The organism is Chryseobacterium oryzae, from assembly GCF_022811665.1.
Lineage (GTDB): Bacteria > Bacteroidota > Bacteroidia > Flavobacteriales > Weeksellaceae > Chryseobacterium > Chryseobacterium oryzae.
Genome location: NZ_CP094529.1, coordinates 838,860 through 852,465 on the forward strand (window position 1 = coordinate 838,860; position 13,606 = coordinate 852,465).

Below are 13,606 nucleotides of genomic sequence, written 5' to 3' on the forward strand. Positions count from 1 at the left end.
TATGCAGAAATTAGCACTTTTCAGATTACATTTTATTGTTTTTTTGTGGGGTTTCACCGCAATTTTAGGTAAACTGATTACCGCTAATGCACCCATTCTTGTATTTTACCGTATGCTTTTTGCGTCTATTTTTCTGTATGTTTTTCTTAGGTTTTTTAAGAAAGAAAGTATTAAGGTTTCAAAAAAGCTTTTTTTTCAGTTGGCAGGAGTGGGCTTTTTTATGGCACTGCACTGGTACTGCTTTTTTTATTCTATAAAAGTTTCTAATGTTTCTATTGCATTAAGCTGTCTTTCTCTTTCTACGCTTTTTGCGTCGGTTCTGGAACCTTTGGTGTATAAAAGAAAAATAGATATTTCTGAAGTTATAATGGGAGTCGTTATTGTTTCGTGCATTCTCTTAATTTTTAAAACTGAATTTCAATATAAAGAAGGAATATTTTTCGGAATATTATGTGCTGTTTTTGGGACAATTTTTTCGGTATGTAACGGAAAACTTTTTGGTAAAACCAGCTCTGGGAATATTATTTTTTATGAAATATTTACCGGCTGGTTCATATTAATGCTTTTTTATGTTGCTACAGGACAAATTGTTGAAATGAACGAAATAAACTATAGAGATTTGGCGTTAATAGGCTTATTGGCAAGTGTATTTACCGCTTATCCCATGTTTGAATCTATTAAGCTAATGAAATATATTTCGCCATTTACATTAATTTTAACAGTAAATTTGGAGCCGGTTTACGGAATTATATTAGCTTTTTTTATCTTTGAAGAATCAGAAAATATGAGTCCGGTATTTTATATTGCCTCTTTGGTCATGATTTTAGCAATATTAGCTAATGCTGTAATAAAAAACAGGAAACAGAAAAAACTTAATAAGCATCAATCTATATGATGAAAAAATACTTTTTATTATTGCTAACAACGGTTTTTGCGACCTACCAGTCACAGATTATCAGAAAATATTCCAACGAATTTTTAAATATCGGAGCTGGAGCAAGAGGAATAGGAATGGGTGGTGCAGTAATTACCAATCAGGATGATGTATATTCTCCGATGTGGAATCCTGCAGGGTTAATGTCTATTCAGAAAGATTGGCAGGGAGCAGCAATGCACGCAGAGTATTTTGAATCTATTGCCAAATACGATTACCTTGCATACGCTAAAGTTTTAGAAACAGGTGTTTTCGGAGTTTCTGTGGTGAGATTGGGTGTTGATAATATTCTTAATACCACCCAACTTATAGATACAGAAGGAAATATTGATTATGATAAAATAACAAGATTTTCTCAGTCGGACTATGCCGGGATTATTTCTTATGCCTTTAATCCGGGAGGTAATCCTAACTTAGATGTCGGGATTAATGCAAAAATTGTGTACAGAAATGTAGGGAAATTTGCCAATGGATATGGTTTTGGTTTTGATATCGGAGCCATCTATAAATTAGATAACGGCTGGAAAATAGGAGGTATGCTTCGCGATGCAACAACTACCGTCAACTTTTGGAACATCAACCAAAAAGAACTTTCTACGGTGGTAAATGGTGAAGAGTTTAACCCCGCTCCGAAAGATAAAATGGAACTTACAATGCCGAAACTTAACGCCGGAGCCAGTAAATTGTTTGAAATTAACAGCAGTCTTTATGTTTTACCTGAAGCCGGCATTAATGTAGATTTTGCGAAAACAGCGGCACTGCTTTCTACAGATTTTGCAAGCATAACACCTTATGCAGGAGCAGAACTGGGGTATCAGAAAATGATTTTTGTGAGATTGGGAGTTAACAGATTTCAGTCGATAACCGATATAGAAGATCTTAAAAGAAAAGTTTCTTTTCAGCCAAGTGCGGGTATTGGTATTAGATACAGAGGTCTTACTTTAGATTATGCTATCAGTAATTCAGGAATTGGAGGATCAAATTTTTATTCCAATTTCTTCTCTCTGAAACTGGATATGGGTGAATTTAGAAACGATTAATGAATTTTTATTTTGAGCATGAAAAAATTATATATATCCTTACTAATCTCTGTTTCTGCAATCTCTTTTGCTCAGAAAGTATCAGATTATCAATATATTTCAGTACCGGAAAATTTTAAGAGCTTTAAAAAACAAAATTACGGTTTAAGTAAGGTTATATCTCAAAATCTGAAATTTAAAAAATATATAATCCTTTCTGAAAATCGCGGAGAATGGCCTTCAGAAGCCAATTCTAATCCATGTAATGTTTTGGATGTAGATGTGCTGAACGACAGTGGTTTTCTAAGAAATAAAGTTGTGGTAGAATTTAAAGATTGCAACAGTAAAGTTATTGCTTCACAAAAAGGAAGTTCTTCTATAAAAGAATTTGAAGAAGGATTTCAGGATGCTTTAAAGCAGGCTTTGCTTACAATTCCGACAGCCAATCCTAAAGAAATCTTGAACCAAAACCCTGCAAAAGAGGAAAGTAAGCAAGTGTATCTAAAAGAGGCAACTATTCAGAAACCTGAAAATATCAGAGAAAATTCAGGGAAATATGGTAATGGGAAAATAGTTTTGCAGAAAATACAGCTTGATGATCATCAGTTTATTTTGGTGGAAAATAACAGTTCTGTACCTTTTGCTACTTTTAAATCTACAACGAAAAAAGATAATTTTAAAGTAAAATTAAAGTCTGGCGAAAATACCTTCGGATACTTTGAAAATGGAACTATCGTAATTGAAATTCCAAAAGGAAATGAAGAGTATTCTAAAGAAGTTTTTTCTGAAATAAAATAGCATAAAATTGCTATAAAAACCTTTATTATTGAATTTTTATTGAAAAACAGTGAAATTTTGGCATTGAAGTTTCATTATTTAAACATAAACCAATCATAAATATAAAATGAGAAAGTCTGTTTTTAAAGTTTTAAATAAGATCAATAAGATGGTTTTACCGAAACTTAGCGATAAAGATCCCTCCAAGTTAACAAAATTGCAGAAAGGTATTTTAGCATACCGTTATTTTGTACTGGTTAATTCGATGGAGTAATTTTTTCTGAACCGCTTATCCTGAAATCTTGTAACGCAAAATCCGTATCTTTGCAGAATGATACGTATTACAAAAATTTTTACATTCGAAACCGCTCATGTTCTATACAATTACGATGGTAAGTGTAAAAATATGCACGGACATTCCTATAAACTTTTCGTTACCGTAAAAGGAAAACCTATTAATGATATAAACCATCCCAAAAACGGAATGGTTGTAGATTTTGGAGATATAAAAACAATTGTAAAGTCTGAAATTGTAGATGTTTGGGATCATGCAGTTTTAATTAATGGTCTTTCTCCTCATAAAGAACTGGGCGAAAGCCTAGAAGACCAAGGGCATAAAGTTATTTACTGTACCTTTCAGCCAACTTGCGAAAATATGCTATACGCTATTGCGGCAAAAATAAAGTCTAAACTTCCGGAAGGTATTTCACTTGCTTATCTTAAGTTGCACGAAACCGAAAATTCTTATGGAGAATGGTTTGCAGAGGATAATTAATTTTGTTTATAGATAAAAAAGTTAATAGTGCTTAAAACTACCATTCATTTGGATCCGGGAAAGAAGGTTTATTTTGCTTCAGATCAGCATTTTGGATCTCCCAATCCTAAACAAAGTAAAATTCGCGAAGAAAAATTTATCCGTTGGATGAACGAAATTAAGAAAGATGCTCAGGTAATTTTTCTGATGGGAGATTTGTTCGATTTTTGGCACGAATGGAACTATGTAGTTCCTAAAGGTTACGTTCGGGTTTTAGGGAAAATAGCAGAACTTAAAGACAGCGGAATTCACATTTATTTCTTTGTAGGAAATCACGATTTGTGGATGAAAGATTATCTTGAAGAAGAAATTGGCTGCACCGTATTTTACCAAAAGCAATATTTTGAAATTGGAGGTAAACAGTTTTTACTCGCTCACGGAGACGGTTTAGGTCCCGGAGATAAAGGCTATAAAAGAATGAAAAAACTTTTTACCAATCCTGTTGCACAATGGTTTTTCAAGTGGCTTCATCCTGATATTGCCATGAAACTAGCGTTGTATATGTCTCAAAAAAATAAGATGATTTCTGGCGACGAAGACAAAGAATTTTTAGGAGAAGACAAAGAATTTCTCATTATCTATTCTAAAAAGAAGCTGGAAAAAGAAAATATAGATTATTTTGTCTACGGACACCGTCATTTACCATTGGTTTTAGATTTGAATAACCATTCTAAATACATCAATTTAGGAGATTGGATTTCCTATTTCACTTATGGAGTTTTTGAAAAAGATTTCGAATTAAAAACTTTTGAAGCAGAACCTAAAATATCCTCATAGAAACGGATGATTTTTATTCTTAATAACTTTCTATTAAAAGAATTATAAAATTTAAAATCGTTGAAAAATATATTCGCCATCGACACCGAAGCAGAGTTTTTTGAAGCTTGCCTAGATGTTTTTAAATTTCAATACGAAAATATTGAAGTGTACAGAAAATTTGTTGATTATCTTAATATTCGCCCTGAAAATGTAACATCTTTAGCAGAAATACCGTTTCTACCAATAGAAATATTTAAAAATCATACCGTTTTAGATAAAAATAAAATTACAGATTTTTACTTTCAAAGTTCGGGAACAACGCAGATGAATCTTTCTAAACATTTTATTGCAGACGAAAAACTTTATCAGGAAAGTATTGAAAAAAGCTTTGAGAAATTTATAGGAAAACCTGAAGATTTTATTTTTCTGGGTTTATTACCCAATTATCTCGAAAGACAGAATTCTTCACTGGTGTATATGGTAGATTATTTAATAAAGAAATCCGGAAAGCCTGAAAATGGTTATTTTCTTTACAATCATACCGATTTGTTTGATCTTTTATCGAGTATTAAAGATAAAAAAGTCATTCTTTTCGGGGTTTCTTTTGCACTTCTCGATTTCTTGGATACTTTAGAGTCGCAGCAACTTTCTCTTGCAGAATCTCAAAATCTTACGGTGATAGAGACGGGCGGAATGAAAGGAAGGAAAGAGGAAATGACCAAAGATGAATTGCTGAAAATACTTCAAAAAGGTTTTAAAACTTCAAAAATTTATTCTGAATATTCTATGACAGAATTGCTTTCGCAGGCATATTCTTTGGGAAATAATGAATATGAATTTCCCAATTGGATGAGAATTTTAATTAGAAATACAGAAGATCCTTTCAGTTACGAAAAAGACGGCAGAACCGGTGCTATTAATATTATAGATTTGGCAAATATTCATTCTTGTTCTTTTATTGCTACTCAGGATTTAGGGAAAATCAATCAAAATAAATTTCAGGTTTTAGGCAGGATAGATCATTCGGATATTCGTGGTTGCAGCCTTTTGGTGAGTTAGTTATAATTTATCTCTTGAGAATTTAGAAATATTTTCATTTAATCTGAACAGTGTTAAAAATTGAAGAACTTGTACATGCATATATTCATTCTCAATGCGATTTTGAGAAAGAAATTGTGCTTACAAATCATTTTCAGGCAGATTGGGAGGCAGATATTTTGGTCATCAATTCCGAAGGTTTCAGTCATGAAATAGAAATTAAACTGTCTAAAAGTGATTTTAAAAACGATTTTAAAAAGTCATACATCAATACTTCAACCGGAGAAAAATTTCTGAAACACGATAAAATTGGTTGCGGAGATTATATTTGTAATACTTTCAGTTTCTTGCTTCCAATGGGAATGATAGATCACCAACAAATTCCTGAACATTGTGGAATTATTGAATTCTATCACAACGTAGATTCTTGGGAAACGGAATTTTATATCATCAGAAAACCTAAAAAAGTTCATGAAGATTCTTATTGGAAACTAGCCGATAAAGATTTGTTTATCCGTAAAATGGCTCTCAATCTTCTCTATCGCAAAATGGAAATTAAAGGAAAACATGAAGAACTTATTTTTAAAAATCCGTTCGACATTAAAAAGAAAAAATAAATCCCGCCTTGTATAAAGAAAGCGGGATCTATTATAAATAATGAAAATTAATAATTGCTATATTTTTTCTGGCTTCTCAATCATTAAATTATAAGTGAAAGCTGCGGCTATACCACCCAAAACCGGTGCTGCAATAAACAGCCAAAGCTGAGAAAGTGCCTCTCCTCCTGCAAATATTGCCGGTCCTATACTTCTTGCAGGGTTTACGGAAACTCCTGTTATTTTTATACCAACAATGTGAATGAGTACCAAAGAAAAGCCTATTGCTAAACCTGCGAATCCGCCGTTGATGTTTTTGGTAGATGTAGATCCCAAAATAACCATAAGGAAAATAAAGGTGAACACAAATTCGGCTACAAAAGCTGCGGTAGTATTATAAGCGTCCAAATATCCTGTTCCCCAACCATTGGATCCAAGTGCCCAAGGTTTCATCTCTGCGCCGGGATGATTGGTGAAAATTACATACAGAATTCCGGCTCCGATAATAGCTCCGAGAATTTGTGCAATGACGTAACGAACAGCTTCGTCCATCTTCATTCTTCCTGCGGCAACCATTGCGATAGAAATAGCCGGATTAATGTGGCATCCGGAAATATGTCCTATTGCGTACGCCATGGCAACAACACTCAGTCCGAATGCAAAAGAAATTCCTAATAGTCCAACCCCGGTTGTGCCATCTGCTCCGGCAATTACTGCACTTCCGCAACCCATAAGAACAAGTACCATTGTGCCGAACATTTCGGCAATAAATTTTGAAGTTTTTGAAATCATTTTGATGTTTTTAATTGATTGCTAATGTACAAAAATTAAATATTCAATGATTAACCTTTTTATATAGGAAAAATATATTTTATTTGATTCTGTTTTGTCTTTTTTGTTGTGAATAGTATTAATTTTATGAAATATTTATAATGTAATTTTGCTTTTTAGAAGGATTTTAAAACAATAAATGATTATTAGTAAAGAGAAATATTGTTTGGATTTTAAATAATTCACTTTTCAATAAGAATTTAAGCGTTCCGGTTTTTAAGTAAAATCCCTATATTTGAAAACTTTACAGAAAAAAAGAAGTTCAAGATAAAAATACCTTAATGAAGAAGCTGCTGTACTTATTTTTGTTATTATTTCATCAGTTTTTTTATGCACAGTCGGCAAAGAAAAATATTCCTTGTTATGACTTAAATACGGTTCTGAAAGTTCAGCCAACCATACTTTATCTTCCACACTTGGAAGCTTCGAGGAGTTTTAAAGTAAAATTACTGGAGAATGCTTCTCATGTTCAGAAATACATCAATAAAGGTAAATTTCATACCGTAAAAAAGAAAGGTAAAGGGTATTGTGTTCAGAAGTTAGATTACAGCAGAGCTTATCTTGTTTCCAAAGCTAAAACAACCTTAGAAAATATAGGAACAAAATTCAGTAAAGAAACAAAAGGTCAGTTATTTACGGTTTCTTCTCTTACAAGAACTCTTGAAGACCAATGCAGACTGAGGAGAGTAAACAGTAATGCATCTTTAGGAATCAGCTCTCACAATTATGGAAATTCTTTCGATATTTCTTATGTGAGATTCAATAATGTTCTTAAAAATAATCCAAAACTTGAAGCCTCTCTGGAAAAAGTTTTAAAGCATTATGCCGATTTAGGTCGTATTTATTACATCAAAGAAAGACAGCAAAGTTGCTTTCATGTTACGGTAAGAAATTACTGATATACAATTCTTTTATTTTCCTTACTTTTGCACCCGAAAAACATTCGCAGTCAATATTCATCAATAATTATATATAAAGATGCTTTCGGTTCAGGGTTTAGGATTACATCATTCGGGAAATTATTTGTTTCAAAATGTCAATTTTACCATCAAAAAAGATGATAAAGTAGGCTTGGTCGGTAAAAATGGAGCCGGAAAATCTACATTATTGAAAATGCTTTCAGGAGAAATTTCTTTCTACGAAGGAAATGTGGTTCCCGAAGGAAATGTTACCATTGGTTTTTTGAAGCAGGATCTTGATTTTGTGAAAGGGAGAACTGTCTGGAACGAAACAATGCAGGCTTTTGAGCAGATTAATGCCTGGAAAGAAGAACTGGAAGAGGTTAATCACCAAATGACTGTAAGAACCGACTACGAAAGCGACTCCTATTCGGATTTAATTAACAGAATGACCGAATTGAATGATCTTCTTCTGAATCATGATGCCTATAATCTGGAAGGCGATATGGAAAAAGTTCTTTTCGGTCTGGGCTTTAAAGCAGATGATTTTCAGAAAATTACCGACGAGTTTTCAGGAGGTTGGAGAATGAGAATTGAACTCGCAAAACTCCTTCTTCAAAAGAACGATATTATGCTTCTCGATGAGCCTACCAACCACTTGGATATGGAATCTATTATCTGGCTCGAGAACTTCTTAAAAGATTATCCGGGAGCGATTGTTTTGGTGAGTCACGATAAACAGTTTATGACTGCTGTGTGTAACCGAACTTTCGATATCAACAATAAAAAAGTAGACGATTATAAAGCCAATTATTCCAAATATCTGGTGATGCGTGAAGACCGCCGAGAAAAACTGATTCAGGCTAAGAAGAATCAGGATGCGGAAATCAAGCAGATGGAAGACAATATCAATAAATTCCGAGCAAGTGCTACCAAAGCATCTTTTGCACAGTCTTTAATAAAGAAGTTAGATAAAATCGAGCGTATAGAGGTTGATAATGAAGATGTTTCTAAATTTAATATTCGTTTTGTGCAATCTCAAGTTCCGGGAAAAATCATTTTTGAAGCCGAAAACTTAGGGAAAGCGTATGGCGAAAAACAGATATTTGATGATGTAGATTTCATCGTACAAAGAGGAGACAGAATTGCTCTTTTGGGACAGAACGGACAGGGAAAAACGACTTTGGCTAAAATTTTGGCAGGTGATATTAAAGATTATTCCGGAAGCTGGAATTTAGGACATAATGTGAACATTGGATACTTTGCTCAAAATCAGGAAGAAGTTTTAACGCCGAATAAAACCGTTCAGGAAGAAGCCGAAGATGCTGCAACCGAAGAAACCAGACCCAGAGTAAGAGATTTACTGGGTTCTTTCCTTTTTCAGGGTGAAGCTGTGAATAAAAAAACTAAAGTGCTTTCCGGAGGAGAAAGAAACCGTCTTGCACTTTGTAAACTGTTGTTGCGTCCGTTCAATACGCTTATTATGGACGAACCTACCAATCACTTAGATATTCAGTCGAAAGAAATTATTAAACTCGCTTTACAGAAGTTTGAAGGTACTTTAATTGTAATTTCTCACGACAGAGAATTTTTACAAGGACTTTGCGATAAAATTTATGAATTCCGTGACGGTAAAATGAAAGAATTCTTAGGCGATATCAACGAATATTTAGAATTCAGACAAAAAGAATCCATCCGTGAAATTTCTGCAGAAAAAGCAAAACTGCACAGCGATGATGCAAAAAAGGCTGAAACTAAAAAAGTGGAAGAAAAACCTGCCGCCAATAATACTCAGTCTTCCTCCATTGTTACTAAAGAGCAGAAAAATATTCAGAACAAACTGAAAAAAGTAGAAGAGCAGATTACTGAACTCGAAACGAAGATAGAAAATTTTGAAACTTTATTTACTAAAGAAAATCCTTCTGAGGAAACGTTGGAAAAATACAACAAAACCAAAGAAGAGCTCGATCTTGCCCTTCAGGAATGGGAATATTTGGGAACTCAGCTTAATTAATTTTCAGAAAATATAAAAAGATGAACTTGTTTGAGTTCATCTTTTTTGTTGAAAAAAATATTAATGCTTAAATTATAAAGTCTATTACTTAATTTTAAATCATAATCTTATTGTCTTCCGTTTATTTTTTATAATTTTGTATCATGATTTGTAAGAAAAGCAGAGCTATAAAGAGTTTTATCTCCAAACTGATGTTTGGGATTTACTTTTTTGCGTTATTTTCTCAGACATTTCATGACCACGATTTTTCTGATACATTGAAAACTTTCAATCTTAAAAAATCAGAAAATACCATTACGAAATCCGATGCTAAAGAATCTAAAGGCGACTGTTTAGCCTGTCATTTTATTTCTACGGGAAATACGCTTCTTCCTGAAGAATTTGTTTTTCAGGCAATTCAGCATTCAGAAGAAACGCATCAGATTTTTACTTTACAAGAAAAAATTTGGGCACAATCCAAATATTCTTTTCAGCTTCGCGGTCCACCCGCCATTTCTTAATTTTTTTAATTCTTTTTTTTGGTGTTGAACGAAGTCTGATTTCAGATTGTTTCTGCTGTTAATCTATTTTATCATTAAAATATAATTGAAGGTATTCAATAATCATAACTTCTGAAATATTTTATTCAAACTAATTGAGTGATGATTTTTATTTCAATTTTAAAAACGAAATAAATGACTCTCTTTATTGCGGATGTTTTAGATTATTTGTAGAATATATTTCGTAATCCGGCTTAAAAGTTCTGAATTTTTCAATTCGACCTACCAAAAATTTAAACCTTTTTTTTAACGAAAATGAATTTGATGTGTTGAAATACGCTAATGTTTTCAATATTTCAGATCATATCATTCAATTGATTTAACTATGAAATTGATCGTAAGTTTTTTGCTGATCCTTACAGGATTAGTCAATATTAATGCGCAAAAATCTTTTACTGTAAAAGGTGTCGTACAGGATTTTCATGACAAAACCAAGCTGGGAAATGCAGAAGTTTACATAGGAGAGTATTCTGCCAAAACCGATAAAAACGGGCAGTTTTCTTTTGAGAAAATTCCAGCCGGAAATTATAAACTCATTGCTAAGCATCCCGATTGTAACGATTATACTGAAAATATAGGAGTTACAAAGGATATATATATTACCATTACTTTAGAACATCATGTTCAGGACATTGAAATGGTAACAATACACGGAAGCCATAAGAATAATGGGAGTATGATCGTAAAAACAATAGACCAATCTACAATTTCCAGAAATGTAACCGAAAATTTAGGAAATCTTTTAACCAATATTTCGGGTGTAAATGTTCTTAAAACAGGAAATAACATTAGCAAACCGATTATCCACGGCTTGTACGGAAGTAGAGTTTCAATCCTTAATGATGGTGTAAAACTTGCCGAACAGGAATGGGGTGTAGAACATGCACCGAATGTAGATGTTAATAATTTTGAGCATGTGGATGTGGTAAAAGGAGCGTCTGCTCTAAAATACGGCAGTGGAGCAGTAGGCGGAGTTGTAGTTTTACAGCCGCAGATTCTTCCTAAAAAAGATACCATTATGGGAAATGTTTCCCTTTCGGGCATCTCTAACGGAAAAGGAGTTAATCTCAGTGTGAAACTTGCGAAAACTTGGGAAAACGGATGGGCAGTAAAAACCAACGGAAGCTACAAAAAACTTGGCGATCTGGAAGCTCCGGAATATGGTCTTATGAATACAGGTGCAGAAACTTCAGGATTTAATTTTGGGGTTCAGAAAATGAATTTTAATCAGGGTTTTTCTTTCGATTATTATCTTACCAAAAGTTCTATAGGAATTCTTAGAAGCTCCCATGTGGGTAATTCTGAAGATTTACTGAGAGCACTTACAGCACCGGAGCCTTTTTATCAGAGAGATTTCAGCTATGAAGTGGGAAATCCAAGACAGGAAATTGAACACCATATAGCAAAAGTTTCCGGATATAAAAGATTCGAAAACTTTGGGAAAATTACTGCAACGTACAGTTTACAATATAACCACAGAAAGGAATACGATATAAGACGTACCGAAGAGCTCAGTAAAAAGGCTGCACTGGATTTGGAACTGGTAACCAACGATTTTAATGTTAATCATTTAATTGAAAGAGGAAAATGGAATCTTGAATCTGGAATTAACGCAGGATATCAAAATAATTATTCCAATACCAATACCGAAGCCAGAAGATTAGTTCCGAATTACGACCGTTTTTACGGCGGAGTATATTCTGTATTGAAATATAAAGTTGCTCCGGAATTAGACTTAGAAGCAGGAGGTAGATACGATTATGATCGTTATGAAGTAACGAAATGGTACGATTTAAGCGACTGGAATAAGTTGTATGCTTCAGATTTCAGTGATTTTGTAACGAGAATCAATAAAAACAGAATTCTTACAAAACCGGTTTTAAATTACCATAATATTTCTGCCAATGCGGGTATTGTATATCATCCATCGGCATATTTCGATTTAAAACTGAATTATGCCAGAGTTTCCAGATCGCCAAATATTGCAGAATTATTTGCAGATGGGCTGCATCATTCTGCAGCGATTATTGAAAGAGGAAACATGAGAATGAAAAATGAAACCGGAAATCAGTTCAATCTTGTTGCGAATATGAAAGCGAATGTTTTAGGCGGATTAAATGTTTCTGTAAATCCGTATCTTTTTTACACCAAAAATTTTATTAATCAAATTCCTACAGGTTATCAAAATACACAATGGGGTGGTGCATTTGTCGTATATAATTACGAACAGGTTAATGCTAAAATGTATGGTGTAGATGTAGATGTTCAGTTGAAAATATCAGATAATCTTCTCTATAAAGGAAGTGGTTCTTATGTGTATGGACAAGACCTTACGAACGATGTTCCTCTAATTATGATGATGCCTCCGAATTTTAACAATTCATTGGAATTCAGCAAAAAAGAGTGGAAGAACTTTTATTTCAACGTTAGCAATAATACGTATCTTAAACAGACGAGATTTCCGGTATATAACGTTCCTATCAGATTGTTCGATTCAGATGGAAACCCTTACAACCAGATGGTGGATATTTCTACGCCGCCAAATGGTTACTCACTTTGGAATCTTCAGACCGGACTGAATTTTTCTAAAAATTTCGGGATGGATTTTTCTGTCCGAAATGTATTCAACAAATCTTACAGAGATTATCTCAACAGACTTCGTTTCTTTTCTAATGAAATGGGAAGAAACTTTATTTTAACTCTAAAATATCAATTTTAACAACTTTAAAACTTTAAAAAAATGAAAAATACTTTCAAAAATACCAAACTTATTATAGGTCTTTTTTTCTTAGCTTTATCTCTAAGTTTATCTTCATGCAGACATAATGATGATAACGAAAAAGACGATCTTCCTCAGGAAGAATTATCAGATGTGCTTTTAAAAGTTACCGATCAGGCAACTGGTGTTCCCGTTACTTATGATTATCAGGTGAACAGCACTTCTAATCCGAATATAAAACTAATAGACGGGCATACTTACAATGTAGAAGTAATGTTTAAAAATGGTGCTGAAGATGCTACACAGGAAATAAAAGAAGCTGTAAATGAACACTTTTTAGTGTATAATTTCCCTAATTCGGATATTACACTTACCCGTACCGATTCTTCCGATTTTACAAGAGCCGATGGGAACAGAGTGGGGATAAAAACAAAATGGGTAGTGAATACTGCCGTTAAAAATACAGCCGCTCCAGCACAGTTGGTTCTTACATTATTTCATGAGCCGGTAACAGTATCAGAAGCTTCATCGGTAAGTGGTAATGGTGTAATTTACGGAACTCATACTGGTGGAGAGACCGATGCACAGGCAAATTATAATATTACGTATTAAAATATTTTTTAATCTTGTAAGCAAAAACCATCGAATTTTTTCGATGGTTTTGTTT

13 protein-coding genes are annotated in these 13,606 nt (G+C 33.3%); 12 read left to right on the plus strand and 1 reads right to left on the minus strand.

The genetic code is table 11. The annotated features are described in order from the left end of the window. Nucleotide 1: 1 nt before the first annotated feature. From MTP08_RS03880 to MTP08_RS03910, 7 genes are all read left to right on the plus strand, one after another. Nucleotides 2-895, plus strand: coding sequence for a DMT family transporter (locus MTP08_RS03880; RefSeq protein WP_209390918.1), 894 nt, complete (start codon nt 2-4; stop codon nt 893-895). After that, entirely contained in the window at nt 892-1,974 is a 1,083-nt protein-coding gene (locus tag MTP08_RS03885; RefSeq protein ID WP_209390919.1) for a putative type IX sorting system protein PorV2, read from the plus strand. Before MTP08_RS03880 ends, MTP08_RS03885 begins: the two co-directional genes overlap by 4 nt. Before the next feature lie 18 nt (nt 1,975-1,992). Further along, a complete protein-coding gene (locus MTP08_RS03890; protein WP_243577127.1) occupies nt 1,993-2,751 on the plus strand; it encodes a hypothetical protein in 759 nt (252 codons plus the stop codon). A gap of 310 nt (nt 2,752-3,061) precedes the next feature. Further along, nucleotides 3,062-3,505 carry a 6-carboxytetrahydropterin synthase QueD gene (gene queD / locus MTP08_RS03895; RefSeq protein WP_209390921.1) on the plus strand — a complete coding sequence of 148 codons (444 nt, stop codon included), beginning with the start codon at nt 3,062-3,064 and terminating at the stop codon, nt 3,503-3,505. 27 nt (nt 3,506-3,532) lie between these two features. Beyond that, complete coding sequence (locus tag MTP08_RS03900; protein WP_243577128.1) at nt 3,533-4,321, plus strand: UDP-2,3-diacylglucosamine diphosphatase; 789 nt, start codon at nt 3,533-3,535, stop codon at nt 4,319-4,321. Nucleotides 4,322-4,381: 60 nt separating this feature from the next. After that, nucleotides 4,382-5,362, plus strand: a complete 981-nt coding sequence (locus tag MTP08_RS03905; RefSeq protein ID WP_243577129.1) for a LuxE/PaaK family acyltransferase — start codon at nt 4,382-4,384, stop codon at nt 5,360-5,362. Between the two features lie 50 nt (nt 5,363-5,412). Further along, the gene (locus tag MTP08_RS03910; RefSeq protein ID WP_243577130.1) at nt 5,413-5,958 is read left to right on the plus strand and encodes a hypothetical protein; all 546 of its coding nucleotides are present in this window, start codon (nt 5,413-5,415) and stop codon (nt 5,956-5,958) included. Between the two features lie 57 nt (nt 5,959-6,015). Here the strand turns inward: MTP08_RS03910 and aqpZ are convergent, their stop codons facing one another. Further along, nucleotides 6,016-6,729: an aquaporin Z gene (aqpZ, locus tag MTP08_RS03915; RefSeq protein WP_243577131.1), complete on the minus strand. Its 714-nt coding sequence runs from the start codon at nt 6,727-6,729 to the stop codon at nt 6,016-6,018. Between the two features lie 320 nt (nt 6,730-7,049). On the opposite strand from aqpZ, the gene MTP08_RS03920 reads away from it, so the two are divergent. The 5 genes from MTP08_RS03920 to MTP08_RS03940 all read left to right on the plus strand — a co-directional run bounded on the left by MTP08_RS03920 (nt 7,050) and on the right by MTP08_RS03940 (nt 13,551). Continuing rightward, complete coding sequence (locus tag MTP08_RS03920) at nt 7,050-7,667, plus strand: DUF5715 family protein (protein WP_243577132.1); 618 nt, start codon at nt 7,050-7,052, stop codon at nt 7,665-7,667. A gap of 79 nt (nt 7,668-7,746) precedes the next feature. Continuing rightward, nucleotides 7,747-9,681, plus strand: coding sequence for an ABC-F family ATP-binding cassette domain-containing protein (locus tag MTP08_RS03925; RefSeq protein ID WP_243577133.1), 1,935 nt, complete (start codon nt 7,747-7,749; stop codon nt 9,679-9,681). A gap of 143 nt (nt 9,682-9,824) precedes the next feature. Next, nucleotides 9,825-10,181 carry a hypothetical protein gene (locus MTP08_RS03930; RefSeq protein WP_209390928.1) on the plus strand — a complete coding sequence of 119 codons (357 nt, stop codon included), beginning with the start codon at nt 9,825-9,827 and terminating at the stop codon, nt 10,179-10,181. A 364-nt stretch (nt 10,182-10,545) separates the two neighbouring features. Further along, nucleotides 10,546-12,939 carry a TonB-dependent receptor gene (locus MTP08_RS03935; RefSeq protein WP_243577134.1) on the plus strand — a complete coding sequence of 798 codons (2,394 nt, stop codon included), beginning with the start codon at nt 10,546-10,548 and terminating at the stop codon, nt 12,937-12,939. Between the two features lie 21 nt (nt 12,940-12,960). Continuing rightward, nucleotides 12,961-13,551: a hypothetical protein gene (locus tag MTP08_RS03940; RefSeq protein WP_243577135.1), complete on the plus strand. Its 591-nt coding sequence runs from the start codon at nt 12,961-12,963 to the stop codon at nt 13,549-13,551. Nucleotides 13,552-13,606: the final 55 nt, after the last annotated feature.